Annotated in this window: 11 protein-coding genes and 1 pseudogene; 5 read left to right on the top strand and 7 right to left on the bottom strand. The window is 73.1% G+C overall.

Annotation, left to right across the window (positions count from 1 at the left end):
- Positions 1 to 37 precede the first annotated feature (37 nt).
- From J7I97_RS31950 to J7I97_RS31935, 4 genes are all read right to left on the bottom strand, one after another.
- A complete protein-coding gene (locus J7I97_RS31950; protein WP_308369232.1) occupies positions 38 to 1792 on the bottom strand; it encodes an LCP family protein in 1755 nt (584 codons plus the stop codon).
- A gap of 91 nt (positions 1793 to 1883) precedes the next feature.
- Positions 1884 to 3611: an LCP family protein gene (locus J7I97_RS31945; RefSeq protein ID WP_214942054.1), complete on the bottom strand. Its 1728-nt coding sequence runs from the start codon at positions 3609 to 3611 to the stop codon at positions 1884 to 1886.
- Between the two features lie 224 nt (positions 3612 to 3835).
- Entirely contained in the window at positions 3836 to 4996 is a 1161-nt protein-coding gene (locus J7I97_RS31940) for an LCP family protein (RefSeq protein WP_214942051.1), read from the bottom strand.
- Positions 4997 to 5181: 185 nt separating this feature from the next.
- A complete protein-coding gene (locus tag J7I97_RS31935) occupies positions 5182 to 5931 on the bottom strand; it encodes a TIGR03089 family protein (RefSeq protein WP_214942048.1) in 750 nt (249 codons plus the stop codon).
- Between the two features lie 139 nt (positions 5932 to 6070).
- Here J7I97_RS31935 and J7I97_RS31930 point away from each other — a divergent pair, with 139 nt between their 5' ends.
- Together J7I97_RS31930 and J7I97_RS31925 are read left to right on the top strand one after the other, a co-directional pair.
- Positions 6071 to 7840 carry an N-acetylmuramoyl-L-alanine amidase gene (locus J7I97_RS31930; RefSeq protein ID WP_214942045.1) on the top strand — a complete coding sequence of 590 codons (1770 nt, stop codon included), beginning with the start codon at positions 6071 to 6073 and terminating at the stop codon, positions 7838 to 7840.
- A 433-nt stretch (positions 7841 to 8273) separates the two neighbouring features.
- Positions 8274 to 9287, top strand: coding sequence for a DNA-3-methyladenine glycosylase (locus J7I97_RS31925; RefSeq protein WP_214942042.1), 1014 nt, complete (start codon positions 8274 to 8276; stop codon positions 9285 to 9287).
- Positions 9288 to 9408: 121 nt separating this feature from the next.
- On the opposite strand, the pseudogene J7I97_RS31920 reads toward J7I97_RS31925, so the two are convergent.
- The 3 genes and pseudogenes from J7I97_RS31920 to J7I97_RS31910 form a co-directional block, all read right to left on the bottom strand.
- A pseudogene (locus tag J7I97_RS31920) lies at positions 9409 to 10695 on the bottom strand (coenzyme F420-0:L-glutamate ligase); the annotation flags it as partial.
- A gap of 104 nt (positions 10696 to 10799) precedes the next feature.
- Positions 10800 to 11759, bottom strand: a complete 960-nt coding sequence (gene cofD / locus J7I97_RS31915) for a 2-phospho-L-lactate transferase (protein ID WP_214942035.1) — start codon at positions 11757 to 11759, stop codon at positions 10800 to 10802.
- A gap of 28 nt (positions 11760 to 11787) precedes the next feature.
- Positions 11788 to 12282 (bottom strand): cysteine dioxygenase family protein, encoded by a 495-nt coding sequence (locus J7I97_RS31910; RefSeq protein ID WP_214942107.1) that lies wholly within the window; start codon positions 12280 to 12282, stop codon positions 11788 to 11790.
- Between the two features lie 656 nt (positions 12283 to 12938).
- Here J7I97_RS31910 and J7I97_RS31905 point away from each other — a divergent pair.
- The 3 genes from J7I97_RS31905 to J7I97_RS31895 all read left to right on the top strand — a co-directional run bounded on the left by J7I97_RS31905 (position 12939) and on the right by J7I97_RS31895 (position 18586).
- The gene (locus J7I97_RS31905) at positions 12939 to 13202 is read left to right on the top strand and encodes a WhiB family transcriptional regulator (RefSeq protein ID WP_003983763.1); all 264 of its coding nucleotides are present in this window, start codon (positions 12939 to 12941) and stop codon (positions 13200 to 13202) included.
- Between the two features lie 270 nt (positions 13203 to 13472).
- Positions 13473 to 17099 carry a glycosyltransferase family 2 protein gene (locus tag J7I97_RS31900; RefSeq protein WP_214942033.1) on the top strand — a complete coding sequence of 1209 codons (3627 nt, stop codon included), beginning with the start codon at positions 13473 to 13475 and terminating at the stop codon, positions 17097 to 17099.
- 17 nt (positions 17100 to 17116) lie between these two features.
- On the top strand, positions 17117 to 18586 hold the full coding sequence (locus J7I97_RS31895; protein ID WP_214942030.1) for a DUF5719 family protein: 1470 nt from the start codon (positions 17117 to 17119) through the stop codon (positions 18584 to 18586).
- The last annotated feature ends 119 nt before the right edge of the window (positions 18587 to 18705 follow it).

The following is an 18705-nucleotide window of genomic DNA, read 5'->3' as shown; positions in this document are numbered from 1 at the left end:
TCGAATCCGCCGGGCCCCTTCGTCGGATGTACGGCCGCTACCAGGTGAAGCCCGGCTGGATCTCCATGCAGGCCTGGTCGTCGTCACCGTTGAGCGGGCGGGCCGAGTCGGGGGCCTTGGTGGGGGCCGGCGGCGGCGGGGTCGGCGCGTTGCCGGTCCGCCAGTCCTTGCCCACGAACAGGGTGATCCCGGAGACGGAATCGCTCTTCTCAACCGAGTCGGCCGGCAGGCCCAGGGCGGCGGCCACGGCGGCCGCGTCACCGGCCTGGTCGGGCTTCGCGTAGCGGATCACCGTGGTGTCCTCGCCGGCGGCCTGGTTGTCGGCGGCGGCCCTGGTGAAGCCCTTGCCGGCCAGCAGCCCGGCGACCTCGGTCGCCCGGCCCTTCGCCTTGGCCTCGGCGCCGTCCTTGCCGCCCGTGGCGTTGCGGACCCCGACCCGGATCTGCGCCGGCGGCGCGGCGGGGCCGGCGCTCGCGGCCGGTGCCGTGGGATCGGCGGGGCCGGCGCTCGCGGCGGGGGAGCCGGAGGCGGCCGGAGCCGAGGCGGCGGCCGCGGGCTGCGCGGGGCCCTTGCCGTCGAGCGGGATGTCCTCACGGACCATCCGGAACAGGTCCTCGGCCTCACCCGGCTTGGGCTCGACGCGGGCGTCGTCCGTCGGGCTGTAGATCCAGGGCATGGTGGTCATCGTGATCCGCCCGGTGGGGACCTTCTTGAGCTCCACGCTGAGGTCGTACAGCTTGTCGATCTTATTGAGGCCGGTGTCCACCACCATGGCGCTGATCGCCGCCTGCGCCAGGCTGTTGAGCTTCACCGGGTTGGTGAGCTTGGCGTTCTTGCGGAACTCGCGGGCCATGGCGTTCATGTACATGTGCTGGGCGTGGGTGCGGCCGAGGTCGGTGCCGTCCTCGAAGCCGTAGCGGGTGCGCAGCCACTGGAGGGCCTGCTCGCCCTGGATGATGTTCTCGCCCTTGGGCAGCTTCAGGCCGGAGCCCTTGCCCTCCTTGGTGCGCGAGTGGACGTTCTGCTGGACGCAGACCGGGACGCCGCCGATGGCGTCCGCCATCGACACCACGCCCTTGAAGTCGATCATCATGAAGTGGTCGATGGGTATGCGGGTCAGCTCGGTCCAGGCCGCGACCGTGCAGCCCGGGCCGCCCCGGCTGAGGGACTCGTTGGTCTGCACGAGCCCCCTGCTGGCCGGGTGCACCTTGCCGTTGGGTCCCGGCTCGGTGCACTTGGGCATCATCAGCAAGGTGTCGCGCGGCATCGACACCACGGACATGTTGCTGCGGTCGGCGGACAGGTGCAGCAGCATCTGCACGTCCGCGAGGGGCGGGCCGTTGAAGGTGTTCTTGGCCCCGCCCAGGGCCTGGTTCGCCGCGTCGTCGCGGGCGTCCGAGCCGATGAGCAGGATGTTCAGCGGGGTCTGCCCGAAGGCGTTGGGCTTGGACCCGCCCAGTTTGGTGTCGCCCAGGTTCAGGGCGTCCGTCTGGATGCTGCCGTTGAGGTAGCGGTAGTAGAGGTAACCGGCCGCCGATGTCCCGAGTATGAGGAACGCCAGGACGGACGCCGTCCAGAGCAGCACGCGCCGCCGGCGCCGCCGGGGCGTACGCCCGCGGCCGCCCGGGCCGCCCGGGCCGCGCCGGGAGGTGCCCGTACCGCCCGTACCGCCCGTACCGCCCGTGCCGTCCCGTGGTGAGGGCACCGCGCCGGGCGCCCCCGAACCGCCGCCGGATATACCGCCGGTGGCCTGATCGGGCGCCCCCTCCCCCCGCACGCTGCTGTGCCTCACGCGTCCCCCCTCAAGATACTGATTGGTCGGTATGGTGCCGGTTTCGCCGGCGATGCTCCGTCAACGACGGCGGTGGTCCGTCAACCGACGGTCACTTGGCGCAGATCGCCTTGTCCGCCTCGACCCGCTGGATGTCCTCCGGTGCCTGCTGCGGCGCCGTCAGCGAGACCCCCGCCCCCTTGAAGTCCGCGCCGAGTGTCAGCTTCATCGGAGTCCTCGGTGCGGCGTCCGCCGAGCCGATCTTCAGAGCCGAGGCCGGCAGCCCCATCATGTCCGCCAGCGCCCGGGCCTGGCCGGCCTGGTTGGGGGCGTATTCCAGCTGCGTGGCGTCGGCCTTGGCCGGCGCGTTGCCCAGGTTGCTCGCCCTGGAGACGCCCTTGCTGTTCTGCAGCCAGGTCAGGGTGGTGGAGGCGGAACCCGCGGGGCCGCCGCCGTTGTAGATGTCCACCCGGACGTCCCTGGCCTGCGCGCGGTCGCCCTGGAGCAGCGCTTCCTGCTTGCTCTTCTCCTGCGCGTCGGCCGCCTCCTTCGCGGCCTTCTCCTTCTTCTCGACCTCCGTGAGCGAGACGTCCCCCCGGATCATCTGCAGCAGCGGATCGGCCTGGGCGGGATTGACGACCACGGTGGCCTTGACCTTCTCCGCCGGATTGTCGATCACCGGGAGCGTGGTGAAGGTGATGTTCTTGAGATCTATGTCCTTCAACTCGCTCGCCAGATCGGTGAGCCGGTCGATGGACCCTATGCCCGAGTCCACGCTCAGCGACTTGGTGGCCGCCTCCGCGAGGGACAGGAACTTCTTCGGACTGGTCAGAGTCTTCTTCGACTTCATCTCGCGCATCATCGAGCTGAGGAACTGCTGCTGGATCTTGATGCGGTCGAGGTCGCTCTGGTTGCCGAAGGCATGCCGGGTGCGGACGAACGCCAGGGCTTCCTCACCCTGGAGCCGGTGCTCGCCGGCGGGCAGCTTCAGGTGGGAGCCCTCTTCGTCGTCGACGGCCTTCGCCAGGCAGATCGGCACGCCGCCGACCGCCGTGCTGAGCGTCTTGACGGCGTTGAAGTCGGCCATCATGAAGTGGTCGACGGTGACCCCGGTGAGCTCCTTGACCGTGCGCATCGTGCAGCCCGGGTCGCGGCCCTCCTGCCCGAGGCTGTTGTTGAAGCGGGTCCCCTTTGTTGCGGGGATCTCCTTCGTCGAGCCGTCGGGCTGCTTCGTGGGGCAGGCCGGGATGTTGGTGATCAGGTCGCGCGGGATCGACAGCGCGGTGGCGTTGCTGCGGTCCTTGGCCACGTGGAACAGGATCGTGGTGTCGGCGTGGCCGACGCTGTTCGCGTCCCCGTAGCCCTCGTTGCCGGCGCCGCTGCGCTTGTCGGTGCCGATGACCAGGATGTTGACGGCCTGGTCCTTCTTGAAGCCGCCGCTGCCCGCGGTTCCGGTGTCGATGACGTTGAGGTTGCTGTTCAGGTGGTCGTAGTACAAGTACCCCGCCACCGAACCGGCGACCAGCAGGAACGCCAGCGTCCCGCCGGTGATGACCAGCGCCTTCCTGCCCCTGCCGCCGCCTCCGCCCCTGCGGGAGCGGCCTCCGCGCCGGCCACCGGGCGGGCCGTCGCCGCGGCGCGGCTTGGGCACGACGGGCGAGGGCTCGGGTGCCTCGGGTGCCTTGGGAGCCTGGGGGGCTCTGCGGGGGGCGCCGACGGACGGCTGCTGCTGCGCAGCGGAGCTGTCCAGTCGCAGTTCGTAGTTGCCGGTGCGGGGATTGAGGACCCACTGGTCTGCGGGGTCGATCTCGTCGGCCCGTCCACGGCTTTGCGCATCCACGGTTGCTCGAATCCTCCGTCGGTGCCTCACGACGCGCCTCCCCCAGGCGCTCGGTCAACGATCCGGCTGCTGGTGCACGGCCTCTGTGCTGGTCTGGGCACCGGATCGCTCACCTTATCCGGCCAGGTCAGCTGCAAACCATGCTGGTGACAAATTCCACTCCCCTTATTACGGGGTAAACGCCCCAACCAGGTCGGTTCGGGCACCGGCTTTTGGGATTGCCTTTACCGGCAACCGGGGAAGCCCGCCGTGGTTCCCGTGAAGGTGGGGACGGGTGCGGGGCTCGCGCCGGTCCCCGCGGGCGGGCTCTCGGGTGCGGCGGGGGCCACGCTCACCGGCTTGTCCATCCGCAGCTGCTCGAACAGCAGGGCCGCGTCCGGCTCCAGCAGTTCGTCCCGGTTCGGGTTCACGGTGTACGGGCGGCGGGGCACGGTCAGGAACTTGATCTGGTCGGTCGGTATGTCCCGTACGCCCCGAACGAGTTCGTACAGGCCCCGCAGCGAGGCCAGCCCCGGGTCCGTGGTCACCGAGGAAGTCGCCGCGTCCAGCAGCGGATACAGCCGCCCCGGATTCAGCAGTACGCCGTTGCTCTGCACCTTCTTCACCAGCGAGCCGAGGAACTGCTGCTGGCGCTCCATCCGTTCGGTGTCGCTGCCGTTGCCCAGGCTGTAGCGGGCGCGGACGAAGCCGAGGGCCTGCTCACCCTGGAGGGTCTGGCGCCCGGCGGGCAGCTTCAGCCTGGCCTCGGGGTCGTCCATCGGCTGCTTGAGGCAGACCTCCACCCCGCCGATCGCGTCGACCATCTTCTTGAACCCGCCGAAGTCCACCACCACGTGGTGGTCGATCCGGATCCCGCTGAGCCGCTCCGCCGTCCGGATCGTGCAGGCGGCCCCACCCCACTGGAACGCCCAGTTGAACTGCCCGAACTGCTCGGTGGTGCGGCTGCCGTCCGGCTGGAGGCAGCTCGGGATCTCCGCCATCAGGTCCCTGGGTATGGACACCGCCGTCGCACTCCTGCGGTCCGCCGGCAGGTGCAGCAGGATCGTGGTGTCCGAGCGCTGGGTGCCGCCGTCCCGTCCGTACTTCGCGTTCTCCGTGCCGGAGCGCGAGTCCGAGCCGATCAGCAGGATGTTCTGGGCGCCGTCGCCGAGGCGCGTCGGGCGCTCCCGCTCGTAGCGCCGCAGCTCGGCCTCCGCCGAGGCGTCCTCGGTGATGTTCCCGTCGAGCTTGTTGTAGACCCACCAGCCGCCGGCCACCCCGGCGAGGACCAGCAGGACCAGCCCGAGCCCGATCCAGCGCAGGAGGCGGCGCCGGCGGTTTCGCGGGGGCTTCGAGGTGCCTCCGGCCGCTTGGGTGCCGCCCGGTATGCCTGCGCTGTCCTTCACTCGCGTTCCGTCCCCTCGCCGCTCCGCGCTGGGCTGTGCAGGTGCGCGCCGTACGGGTGGGCACGGGCCTGGTGCCGATCCTGCCCCCGGGATGCCGAAGCGGCCCGGGGGCAGGCCCCTGGCTAGGGCCATGTGGGTGACAAATCGCCTGTTGTTGCCGTTGAGCGGTATGGGTGACGGGCGGGTTACACGGTGTGGGTGACGCGCTCGCTCTCGATCCGCTGCGCCAGGCCGTCCGCGGAGAGCCGGTCCAGGTTCCGGCACAGCACGACGGAGCCGCCCGTGGCCAGGGCCGCGAACAGCCCGGCCGAGAGCCCGTCCCAGGTGTCGTAGCCGAGCCCGGACAGCACCCGCGAGCCCTCGCCGAGGCCGAGCTTCAGCGCGTCCTCGCGGGCGCGCTCGGTGATCCGTACGTACGAGAGCTCCTCGCCCCCGACCACCAGCCCGGGGCCGTGCGGATCCACGGGCGCGAAGGGGGCGAACCGGTCGCCCTGCCCCGGCACCTCCACCGCATAGTCCGCGAACCCGGCGGGCGGCTGCGGGAACCGTCCGCCCAGCGGCCGCAGCGCGAGCGCGACCCGTTCGCCGGAACAGGCCGAGGCCTCCTCCAGGGTGCCGGGCCCGCTCACCACCAGGTCGGCGTCGGCGGGGTCCCCGCCCACCTCGGCGACGACCCCGACCGAGGCGCAGGCGAGCAGCCAGACGGCGCTCTGCCAGTGCGCGGGGAGCAGCAGCGCGAGCCGGTTGCCGGGCTCGGCGCCCAGGTCTCCCTGGAGCAGATTGGCGGTCTTGGCCACCCAATTGGCGAAGGTGGCGACGGACAATTCGACGCGCTCGCCCGTGGCGTCGTCGTAGAAGGTGACGAGCGGGCGGCCCGGATCGGCGGCGAGCGCGGATCGCAGCAGGTCGGCAGGGGTGCGGTCAGTGGCGTTCACCCGGGACAGGTTACGCGGCCCGGTCCCCCGTACGGCGGGCACGGCCTCCCCCGTCCAGACGAGGCAGGTCGACCCCAATTCCGACAAACCGTCAGTTTTCGAATGGCGCTCAGGTGTGTGCGTACTCAACATCCTTTTCATGCGTGGATTCCTTGTTTCCTCGATCGGCGTCGCGACGGCTGCAGCACTGGCCCTGCCGCTCGCGCTCCCTACTCCGGCCCTGGCCACTCCGTCCACGAGCGCGGCCGCCCCCGTGACCCCCGGCGGGTCCACTCAGTCGCTGCCGCTGGTCCCCGTGGGGCCGTCGGCGGAGCGCACCCCCGGCGTCCCCGGCATGAGCGCCTCGCCCGGCCTGCCCGAGACGCAGGGCCTGACCGCGCGCGACGTCAAGACCTTCTCGCTGGTCGGCGTCGTCTGGGACGACGTGGACACCCAGCTGATCGGCCGCGTCCAGGTCCGCACCCGCGCCGTGGGGACGGAGAACTGGTCCGGCTGGCAGGACCTCGAAACCCACAACAGCGAGCACGCCGCCGACCCCGACGCAGCGGAACGCGGCAACGGCCGGGTCCGCGGCAGCACCGCCCCGCTGTGGGTCGGCGCGTCCGACGGAGTGGAGGTCCGCGTCCAGGCGGAATCCGGCACCCGTACGGTGAACCACCTCCCGTCGGGTATGCGCATCGAACTGGTCGACCCGGGCGCGGCGCCCGCGCCGGCGGCGGCGGACGCCAAGAACGGCACCTCGGCGGATGCCTCGCCGGGCAGCTCGACGGGCGCCTCGCCGGGCACCCCGACGGACGCCTCAACGGGCGCTCCGAAGAACGACCCGCCAGGCGCTCCGAAGGACGACCCGGCGGGCGCCCGGAAGGACGACCCGGCAGGCGCCCCGGCAGGTGCCCGGAAGGACGACCCGGCAGGCGCCCCGGCAGGTGCCCGGAAGGACGACCCGGCGGGCGCCCCGGCGGGCGCCCGGAAGGACGACCCGGCGGGCGCCCCGGCGGGCGCCCGGAAGGACGACCCGGCGGGCGCCCCGGCGGGCGCCCGGAAGGACGACCCGGCGGGCGCCCCAACAGGTGCCCCGAAGGGCGACGACCCAGCAGGCGCCCCGGCGCGGAAGCCGGCCGGCAACGGCAAGGGCACGCCGACGACAGTCCCGGGCATGACGATGGAGATGACGGAGTCCTCCTCCGCCAACGTCCCGCTCGCCCCGCTGGGCGCGAACGAGATCGCGCCGCTCAACAAGGCCGACACGACCGCCGACGCGATCGCCGCGAGCGACGGCACGCTCAGCGCGGCCGCGCGCCCGTTCATCGGCCCGCGCCCGGGAATCGTCACCCGCAAGGGGTGGGGTGCGGACGAGACCCTGCGCGAGAAGGGCTTCGTCTACACGAGCACGGTCAAGGCGGCCTTCGTCCACCACAGCGCCTCCGGCAACAACTACGCCTGCACGGACGCCCCGGCGGTGCTCCGCAGCCTGTACCGGTACCACGTGATCAGCATGGGCTGGCGCGACCTCGGCTACAACTTCGCCGTCGACAAGTGCGGAACGATCTACGAGGGCCGCGCGGGCGGCGTCGTGAACGCGGTGCTCGGCGCGCACACCATGGGGTTCAACACGAACAGCATGGGCATCGCCGTGCTCGGCACGTACTCCACGACGACCCCGCCGAACGTCGCGGTGCAGGCGGTCGCCCAGCTCACGGCGTGGAAGCTCGGCCTGTTCGGACGGGACCCGCGCGCGAAGACCACCCTCACCTCGGGCGGCGGCAACCTCTACCCCAAGGGCCAGGCCGTCTCGATGAACGTCATCTCAGGCCACCGGGACGGCTTCGCCACGGAATGCCCCGGCAAACTCCTCTACAGCCAACTCCCCTCCACCCGAACAACCTCAGCCAAACTCCAGGGCCGCTAGCCCCCGGCGGTACACCGACCCCGCCCGCCTGCGGCGCCGCTGCCGGGGGCCAGCCCCCGGCCCCCCGCGCCTCAAACGCCGGCGAGGCTGAGAAATCCAGCCCCGCCGGCGTTTGAGGCGCGGGGTCTGGGGCGGAGCCCCAGGGTCTTTCAGCCCCGCCGGCGTTTGAGGCGCGGGTCCGGGCGGAGCCCGGGGAACGGAGGAAGGGCGGGGCGGGGAGAAGGCCCCGCGCAGCGGCGACCCTGTGCCGCAGGCACATCCGGCACCGCCCCGGGCACCGGAACCCGCAGCTGGAGCTGGCCGGTATCGAGGCGAAGAGGGACCCCCCGGCAGGGAGCCGCGAGAGGGGCCAGGGGCGGAGCCCAGCGGCCGGTCCAGCCCCGCCGGCGCGTGAGGCGCGNNCCCCCGCCCCCGCCGGGCTACGCTCAAGGGCATGGCCGGCCGCTTCGACCCCCTCACCCGCACCGCAGTCCGCGGCGGCCGCACCACCGTGCCCCAGGGCCAAGCCGCCGCCGGCACCCCCGCCCCACCCGGAGCCCCGGCAAAGCCCCGCGTCTGGACCCCCGACGGCCCCGTCGACCTCGGTCTCACCCTCGGCCCTCTCCGACGCGGCCCCGCCGACCCCACCTTCCGCACCACCCCCGACGGCTCGGTCTGGCGCGCCAGCCAAACCCCCCAGGGCCCCGCCACCCTCCGCGTCACCCAGCCCTCACCCGGCGAGGCGATCCATGCCGAGGCCTGGGGACCGGGCGCCGACTGGATGCTCGGCCAACTCCCGTCCCTGCTCGGCGCCGACGACGACCCCACCGTCTTCGTCCCACGCCACCGGCTCGTGCACGCCAGCCATCGCCGCCGCCCCGGCCTGCGGCTGACCAGGACCGGACTCGTACTTGAGTCGCTGATCCCGACCATCCTGGAGCAGAAGGTCACCAGCGACGAGGCCTATCGTTCCTGGCGCCGCCTCGTCCGCCAGTACGGCGAGCCCGCGCCCGGCCCGCAGGAGCTCTACGTCGCCCCCACCGCCCGCGCCTGGGCCCTGATCCCGTCCTGGGGCTGGCACAAGGCCGGGGTCGACTCCAAGCGCTCCGCCACCATCGTCCGCGCCGCCCGGGTCGCCCACCGCGTCGAGGAGGCCGCGGCCATGGACCTCCCACAGGCCACCGCCCGCCTGGAGGCCATCCCCGGCATCGGCCCCTGGACCTCGGCCGAGACCCTCCAGCGCAGCAACGGCGCCCCCGACGCCGTCACCACCGGCGACCTCCACCTCCCCGGCATCGTCGGCTACGCCCTCATCGGCGAACGCGACACGGACGACGCCGCCATGCTGGAGCTCCTGGCCCCGTACGCGGGCCAACGCCACCGAGCCGCCCGCCTCATCCTCCTGGCCGGCCACGCCCCACCCCGCCGCACCCCCCGCATGCCCCGCACCGACATCGCCCGCCTCTGACGGGCTCAGCCCCCGTGGCGGGCTACCGGACCCACCGGACCTACCGGACGCACCGGACCCACCGGACCTACCGGACGCACCGGACCTACCGGACCTACCGGACCCACCGGACCTACCGGACCTACCGGACCTCGATGAAGTCCTCCGCCGCTCGTCCCGCCCGCTCCCGCGGGGGCTCGGCCGGGTGGCCCACCGCGACCGCTCCCATCGGGTCCCAGTCCTCCGGCAGGCCCAGTACCTTGCGCACCACGTCCCGGCAGAACATCGTCGACGACACCCACGCCGACCCCAGCCGCTCCCCGGCCAGCGCGACCAGGAAGTTCTGCACGCCCGCGCCCATCGCGACCACGAACATCTCCCGCTCCGCCGTGTCCCGCCGCGCGTGCCCGTAGTCGTGCGCGCCGTCCATCACCAGGCAGGGGACGACGAGGTACGGGGCGGCCCGCAGAACGTCCCCGCGGCGGACCCGCTTCGCGATGGACTCCTCCGACTTGCCGTCCCGCCGCAGGTCGTCGACCCACGCGTCCCGCATCGCGTCCAGCAGTTCCAGCCGCGCCGACGCAGACTCCAGCAGGACGAACCGCCACGGCGTGGTGTGGTGCGGAGCCGGGGCGGTCACCGCCGCCGCCACCGCGCGCCGCACCGCGCCCGGGTCCACCGGCTCCGCCGTGAAGGCCCGCACCGTACGCCGCTGCGCCACGGCCTCCCGTACCGCCTCCGAGGTGCCCAGCCGGAACATGTCGTCGGCCGGCGAGCGGACAAGGTCCCGCGCCGAGGACTCCTCGCCCAGTACGTGGGCCAGCCCCCGCACCACCGCCACCGGCAGCCCGGCCGCCTTGCCCTTGACCAGGTCCCCGGCCGCGGCCAGCTCATCGGCCGTCGCCACCACCGTCGCGCTCAGCGGGTTGCCGTGCGCGTCCGTGCCGCCCCGCAGGTCGTCCAGGACCCGTACCCCGGCGGCGCCGATCGCGACATCCGTGAGCCCGGTACGCCACGGCCGCCCGAAGGTGTCCGTCACGACCACGCCCACGTCCACCGAGAGCGCCGCCCGCAGCCCCTCGCGGATGGCGCGGGCCGAGGCGTCCGGGTCCTCGGGCAGCAACAGCACCGTCCCGGGGGCGGTGTTCGACGCGTCGACCCCCGCCGCCGCCATGACCAGCCCCTGCCGGTTCTCCACGATCCGCAGGGGACCCCGGCGCGCGACCACCCGTACCGTCTCGGCGTCTATCGCGGCCTCGCGCGAATCGGCCGCCATGATCCGGCCCTCGGCCTTCGAGACGATCTTCGACGTGACCAGCAGGACGTCCCCGTCCCGCAGATCGGGCGCCGCGTCCGCGATCAGCCGCGCCAGGTCGTCGCCGGGCCGGACCTCCGGCATCCCGGCGACGGCGCGCACCTCGTACGAGGGAGCCGAGGGAGACGAGGGAGCCGAGAGAGACGACGCAGAGGAGGCAGAGGAGGGAGCCGAGGCAGACGAGGCAGACGAGGCAGACGAGGCAGACGAGGGAACCGTCACCGCGAGGCCTCCGCCAGTTCCAGCGCCGCCCGGGCCATCTCCGCGGTGGAGGCCAGGTCGGTCATCATCAGCGGCACCGCGCGGCAGGTGATCCCGGCCGCCTCCACCTCGGCGACCGCGTCCGCGTCGGCGGTGTCCACCAGCCAGGCGTCCAGCAGCTCGGTCCCGTAGTGCAGGGCGACCGCCGCGGCGGTGGACTCGACGCCCACCGCGGCCAGCACCTTGTCCGCCATCCCGCGCACCGGAGCGCCCCCGACGATGGGGGAGAGGCCGACCACCGGCGCCTCGGCGGCGGCCACGGCCTCCCGGATGCCGGGCACGGCGAGGATCGTCCCCACCGAGACCACCGGGTTGGACGGCGGGAAGACGATCACATCGGCGGCCGCGATGGCCTCCAGTACGCCCGGCGCGGGCTTGGCCTGCTCGGCGCCCACGGGGACGACGGCTTCGGCGTCCACCGCGGCGCGCATCCGGACCCAGTACTCCTGGAAGTGGATGACCTTGCGCTCTCCGGAGCCGGCCTCGGTGATCGCGACATGGGTCTCGACCCGGTCGTCGGACATGGGCAGCAGCCGCACCCCGGGCTGCCAGCGGTCGCAGAGCGCCTCGGTGACGGCGCTCAGCGGGTAGCCCGCGCCGAGCATCTGCGTACGGACGATGTGGGTGGCGAAGTCGCGGTCGCCGAGGCCGAACCACGTGGGTCCGACCCCGTATGCCGCGAGCTCCTCCTTGACGGTGAAGGACTCGTCGGTGCGGCCCCAGCCCTGGTCCTCGTTGATGCCACCGCCGAGGGTGTACATCACCGTGTCCAGATCGGGGCACACCTTCAGCCCGAACAGGTGAATGTCGTCACCGGTGTTGCCGATGACCGTGATGTCCGCCTCGGGGACCGCCGACTTGAGTCCGCGGAGGAAACGGGCGCCGCCGATACCGCCGGCCAGAACAACAATGCGCATGCAGCGCAGTCTGTCAGGCGCCCGACGATCAGACGGAGAGGGTCTCCGGCCGGGCCGGGGAGCAGTTGTGCATCGGCATCTCGGTCAGGCCGGGGAAGTAGACGTGCAGGCTGACCGCGCCGTCGAGGGTGTCGTTGACGACCTCGTGGGCGTAGCCGGGGGCGAAGACCCGCTGGGAGCCGGCGCCGAGGGCGAGCGGGCCGCGCGCGCTGCGCTCGGTGAGCTCGCCTTCCAGGACGGTGAACACGCCGGAGGCGTCGCCGTGGTCGTGCAGGCCGCTGCCCTGGCCGGGGACCCAGCTGAGCAGCCAGACCTCGTAGCCGGGGCCGGTGCGCAGCCGGTGGTACCAGCGGGTGGTGGCGTCGTACCGGACCAGGTGCTGCCAGCTCTCGCGGTCCTCGGCGATGGAGCGGGCGAGGCCGGCGAACTCGGCGACGGTGGCCGGGTGCTCGCGGGCGGGCTGGAGGAGGTGCTGGACGGAGAGGATGTCGCCGGCGATCTGGAGGTCGCTCTCGACGCTCATCGGGGTGCTGTTCATCGTGGGGGAGTCCTCGACGGATGTCAGTGGTGCTGGCGGTCGCTGTGGGGGTGGCCGGAGCTCAGGGGAGCCGAAGCTCCGAAGGCATCAACAGCTGCAACAGCAACAGCGAACCTGGGCAGCGCACAGGAACCCACGAATGGGGGTCCGGGTGGCGGCTGCGGTCACTGACATGGGGACAAGGAGACCGGCTTAAGGGCCGGACTGTCAACTCAATGTCCGGTTTGAGGGAAAAGTTTCATCTGATCCGGTTGCTGTGCACGGAGAAAGGTTTGTGCATGGCACGTAAGGGGATGTGGCGCTCCAAGTCGCACAGCGCCCCGCCCAAACCCGCCTCGCCATCTCGTGACCGGAATGTGATCTGCGCCGCTTCTCCGGCCGAATCGCAACCACACCAGAGAGTGATACGTCGATTGCGGGTGAAGGCGGGGCACAGTGGGGCACCAGTGGCATGTGTCACGATTTTTGGCGATATGAACACTTTCTGTATAGCCTTGGTTCCGCAGAGTGAATAAGGGGCCCAATAGCAGATCTCGGCTTGACTGCGCTGGAGCGGCCCACTTGTAATTTCACTCGTGTCGTTACGTAGCGATCAGTAACGACAACACCACGGGGACGCACAGACAGAGCGAGGGGCGCACATGACCGAGCTGTTTCAGGAACTGCTGGTCGAGGAAGCGGACGAAGAGCTCGGATGGCAGGAGCGCGCTCTGTGCGCCCAGACCGACCCCGAGTCCTTCTTTCCCGAGAAGGGCGGCTCCACCCGCGAGGCCAAGAAGGTCTGCCTCGCCTGCGAAGTCCGCTCCGAATGCCTTGAGTACGCCCTCGCCAACGACGAGCGCTTCGGCATCTGGGGCGGTCTGTCCGAGCGCGAGCGCCGCCGGCTGAAAAAGGCCGCGGTCTGAGACGGGCCGAGCGCCGTTTGTCCGGCGCCGACGGCATACCGCAGCCCGCACCGCAACCCAGGTCAGCCGCACTGCAACGCACGTCAGCAGCATCGCAACCGATCAGAGCAAACGGTCCGCCTCCCGCACCTTCCCCGCAGGAGGCGGACCGCTGTGTTCCCAGCCGTTAGTGTGGGGCGCTGTCCAGCAGCCTCCGAGGGCACACCACCCCCGGACCCCCTCCCCGGACTTCGTCGGGGAGCCCCCCCAGGCCGGAGGGCCAGTAGCGCGATGTCCCTGCACAGCCAGTCGACGGCCTCCTACCAGGCTGCCGCCACACCCGAGTTCCCCCGGCACGTCGTCACCGCGGTCATCGTCGCGCACGACGGCGCCCGCTGGCTGCCCCACACGCTCGCCGGCCTCCTCGGTCAGGAACGCCCCGCGCAGAGCCACGTCGCCGCCGACACCGGCAGCGCCGACGACTCCGCGCGGCTGCTCACCGAGGCCCTCGGCCCCGACCGCGTCCTGCACCTCGCCCGCCGCACCGGATTCGGTGCCGCCGTCGACGAGGCCACCCGCACCGCGGGCACCCTGACCCCCGAGGACCTCCCGTACCTCAAGCGCCCCAGCGGCTGGGACCCCGTCAGCCGCACCTGGCGCGACGACGCGTACGACCTCCCCGAACTCCCCCACGGTGAACCCGTCCAGTGGCTCTGGCTGCTCCACGACGACTGCGCCCCCGAGCCGGACGCCCTCACCGAACTGCTGCGCGTCGCCGACGAGAACCCCGACGCCGCCGTCATCGGCCCCAAGCTGCGCGGCTGGTACGACAAGAAGCAGCTCCTCGAAGCCGGTGTGACCATCGCCCGCAGCGGCCGTCGCTGGACCGGCCTCGACCGCCGTGAACAGGACCAGGGCCAGCACGACCAGATCCGGCCGGTCCTCTCCGTCTCCACCGCCGGCATGCTGGTGCGCCGCGACGTCTACGACGCCCTCGGCGGCTTCGACCGCCGCCTCCCGCTCATGCGCGACGACGTCGACCTCTGCTGGCGGGCCCAGAGCGCCGGCCACGTAGTCCTCGTCGCCCCCGACGCCGTGATGCGGCACGCCGAGGCCTCCGCCCGCGAACGCCGCACCGTCGACTGCGCCGGCCGCGGCACCGCCAGCCCGCACCGCGTCGACAAGGCCGGCGCCGTCTACACGATGCTGGCCAACAGCCCCGGCCGCGCACTCCCGTACGTCCTGCTGCGCGTCCTCGTCGGCACCGTGCTGCGGGCCCTCGGCTACCTCATCGGCAAGGCCCCCGGCCAGGCCGTCGACGAGATCACCGGCCTCCTCGCCACCCTGCTCCGCCCGGGCCGGATCCTCGGCGCGAGACGCAGACGAGGCCGCCCCGCCGTCCCCGGCAAGGAACTGCGCCCGCTGTTCCCGCCCCCCGGAGCCACCTTCCGCGCCAACGTCGAACAGCTCGCCGGCTACTTCGGCGGCGACCGCGACACCGACACCACCGCCGGCCGGCACGGCGGAGCCGTCGAATCCGGCCCCGGCGGCGACGACGCCGACTACCTGGACATCGAGCAGTTCGCGCGCCTCAAGCGGATCGCCCGCAAGCCCGCGCCCGTCCTCTTCGCCCTCCTCCTGCTGGTCTCCGTCGTCGCCTGCCGCCCCCTGCTCGCCGGCGGCACCCTGATGGGCGGCGCCCTGCTGCCCGCCCCCGGCAGCGGACTCGACCTCTGGCGCGGCTACACCGGCGACTGGCAGGCCGTCGGCACCGGCTCCACCGTCGGCGCACCGCCCTACCTCGCCGTCCTCGGCGCCATCTCCACCCTGCTGTTCGGCTCCACCCAGGCCGCGCTGACCCTGCTGCTCGTCTGCTCGGTCCCGCTCGCCGGGCTCGCCGCCTACTTCGCCTCCCGGCCGCTCGTGGAATCCCGGCTGCTGCGCGCCTGGGCCGCCATCGCCTACGCCTTCCTGCCCGCCGTCACCGGAGCCCTCGCCGGAGGCCGCCTCGGCACGGCCGTCCTCGCCGTACTGCTGCCGCTCATCGCCCGCGCCGCCGTCGCCGCCTTCGCCTTCGGCGACGCCGAGGGCGGCAAGGGCAGCTGGCGCGCGGTGTGGACGTACACCCTGCTGCTGACCCTGGCCACCACCTTCACCCCCGTCGTGTGGCCGCTGGCCGCCGCCCTCGGGGCCGCCGCGCTCGTCCTGCGCCGCGCGCAGTGGAAGACGTACGGCCCCCGGCTGCTCGCCACCCTCGCCGTACCGCTCCTCGTGCTCGCCCCCTGGTCCCTGGGCCTGCTCACGCACCCCGGCCGCTTCCTGCACGAGGCGGGCCTGCCCTACGGAGCCGGCTCCGCCGGAGCCCTGGACCTCCTCGGCCTCAGCCCCGGCGGCCCCAAGGCGGCCGGCGGCGTACTGCTCATCGGCATCGTGCTCGCCGCCCTGGCCGCCCTGATGCGGGCAGAGCGGCAGTTCGCCGTCCGCACCGCCTGGGCCGCCGCCCTGGCCGCGCTGCTCCTCGCCGTCCTCGTCAACCGCACCACCTGGGCCGGCCCCGCCACCCTCGTCTACGGCCTGGCCCTGCTGGCCGCCGCGGTGCTCGGCGCGGACGGCGCCAAGGAGCGGGTCGCCGCGAGCAGCTTCGGCTGGCGCCAGCCGCTGGCCGCGCTCATCGCCCTCGCCGCCGCCGCGGGCCCGCTGCTCGGCGCGGCCGGCTGGATGCTCAGCGGCGCCGCCGGCCCGCTGGAGCGGCGCGACCCCGTCCAGGTCCCGGCGTTCGTCGCCGAGGAGAGCGGCGACCGCAACCAGAACCGCACCCTGATCCTCGGCGGCGACTCGCCCGCCGGCGTCTCCTACACCCTGGTCCGCGGCTCCGGCGTGCACCTCGGCGACGCCGAACTCGCGGCCGAGGCCGGCAGCGACTCCCGCCTCGACAAGGCCGTCTCCAGCCTGGTCTCGGGCTCCGGAGCCGACCAGTCCAGCCAGCTCGGCGGCTTCGCCATCCGCTACGTCATGATCCGCGCGGGCGCCCAGGAGCAGGTGCGCCGCACCCTCGACGCCACCCCGGGCCTGACCCGCCGCCACCAGCCCGACGGCACCGCCCTGTGGGCTGTCGACCCGCCGCTGCCGCGCGCCGTGATCCTCTCCGGCAAGGAAGGCCAGGCCCCGATCCCGGTCGCCTCCGGCCCCGTAGAGGCCCACACCAAGATCGAGGCGGGCGAGGCAGGTCGCGTACTGCGCATCGCGGACCGCGCCGACTCCGGCTGGCAGGCCACGCTCGACGGCAAGCCGCTCAAGCCGAAGACGGTCGACGGCTGGGCACAGGGCTTCGAACTGCCCGCCGCCGGCGGCCGCCTCGACCTCGTCCACGAGGACTCCTTCACCCGGACCGCCTGGCACTGGACGCAGGGCCTGCTCGCGCTGGTGCTGCTGGTCATGGCCCTGCCCGGCCGCCGGACCCGGCTCGACGACGACCTCCCCGAGGAGGAGGCCGCGATCCCGGCGCAGCCCGGCCCGGGCGAGCCCGGCGAGGGCCGCCGCGCCCGCCGGCTCCGCGCGGAGGCGGAAGCCGCGGCCCCGGCCGCACCCACGCCCGCGGAGGACGCCGCCGCCGCGGACCCGTACGCGGAGATCCCGGCGCAGCCGGTGTACGGGGACGACGCGTACGCGTACCAGGCGTACGGGGACGAGGGCTACGCGTACGGCCGGCAGGACGGCTCCCAGCCGCAGCCCCAGCCCCAGCAGGAATACGAACAGCAGCAGTACGAGCCGTACCAGTACCCCCAGCAGGGCTACGACCAGCCACAGCAGCAGCAGCCGGTTCCGGACCCGCAGCACCCCCACCCGTACGAGCCGTACGCGCCGTACGACACCTACGGACAGCACGACCCGCGTCCGGACGGGAGCCCCCAGCAGTGAAGCAGCAGCGTGCACCCATGACGCTGGCGGCCGTCGCCGCCGCGCTGGCCGCGGTCACCGGCATCGCCGCCCTCACCGCGCCCGGCGCCCCGGCCGCCGAGGGCAAGAAGTCCGCGGCGGCCCGGATGCCGGTGGAGCGGTCCGTGCTGGTGTGCCCGGCGCCCAGCGCCTCGGACATCGCCGAGACCGCGTACACGTCCTTCACCCCCGGCAAGGGCGCGGACGCCGGCAAGGGCGCGGCCCGGCTGCTGGGCGCGACCAAGGACGCCAAGGTGGTACTGGAGCCCAAGGAGCCGGGCAAGCCCGTCGGGGCCGCCTCCTCCGGGTCCGAGGCGCCCGCGCTGACGGGCATCGCCGAGGGCTCCCTCGCCCCGGGCTGGACCGTCCAGCAGACCACCAAGGTGTCGGTCGGCCGCGCGCGCGGTGTGCTCGGCGTCGGCTGCACCGTGCCCGGCACCGACTTCTGGTTCCCCGCCGCGAGCACTGCCAAGGGGCGCGAGGACTACGTACACCTCACCAACCCGGACGACACCGCGGCCGAGGTCGACGTGAAGCTCTTCGGCCCGGAGGGCCCGGTCAAGACCGAGCCGGGCCGCGACAAGAGCATCACCATCGCCCCCAGGTCGAGCCAGAAGGTGCTGCTGTCCACGCTCGCCCCCGAGACCCAGCTCGATGACATCACCGCCCATGTGACGACCCGTTCGGGGCGGGTCGGCGCCTCGGTGCAGGTCGCCGAGGAGGGGGTCGGCGCCGACTGGCTGCCCGCCTCGGCCGACCCGGCGGGCTCCCTGGTGCTCCCCGGGATCCCGGCGGACGCCACCTCCGTGAAGCTGGTCGCGTTCGCACCCGGCGAGGAGGACGCCGACCTGACGCTCCGGCTGGCCGGCCCGGGCGGCTCGATCAGCCCGGCGGGCAACGAGCAGCTGCACGTCAAGGCGGGCATGACCGCGAGCGTCGACCTCAAGGACGTGACCCGCGGCGAGGCGGGGTCGCTGCTGCTGGCCCCCGCGGACGAGAAGAAGGCCGTACCGGTGGTCGCCGCGGTACGGGTGGTCCGCGGCAGCGGAGCCAAACAGGAGCTGGGCTTCGTCCCGGCGACCGGCCCGGTGGGCGCGCGGGCCACCGTCGCGGACAACCGGCCCGGCGAGAACGTCACGGTGCTCTCACTCACCGCACCGGGCAAGGCCGACGCGAAGGTCCGCGTCACGGCTTCGCCGGGCACCGAGGGCGGCGAGCCGGAGGTCAAGGAGTTCGAGGTCAAGGCGGGCACCACCCTCGCGGTGTCCCCGCCCCCGGCCCCGTCGGGCGGCAAGGGCCCGTACGCCCTGACCGTAGAAACCCTCTCCGGCGGCCCGGTGTATGCCGCGCGCACCCTGACGCTCCCGCATGAGGGCGTTCCGATGTTCACGGTCCAGCCCCTGTCGGACGACCACTCCACAGTCCTGGTCCCGAAGGCCGTCCAGGACCTCTCCATCCCCACCCGCTGACCCACCGCGGTTCGGCCCCGGGCGAGTCCGGCTGCGGCGCCGTTCCCGGGGGCCAGCGCTAAAAATAGCCTCGCCGGCGTTTGAGGCGCGGGGTCTGGGGCGGAGCCCCAGGGAGCTTC

This window comes from Streptomyces sp. ISL-87 (assembly GCF_018614095.1).
Lineage (GTDB): Bacteria > Actinomycetota > Actinomycetes > Streptomycetales > Streptomycetaceae > Streptomyces.
This window is presented reverse-complemented; position numbering and strand designations above follow the sequence as displayed.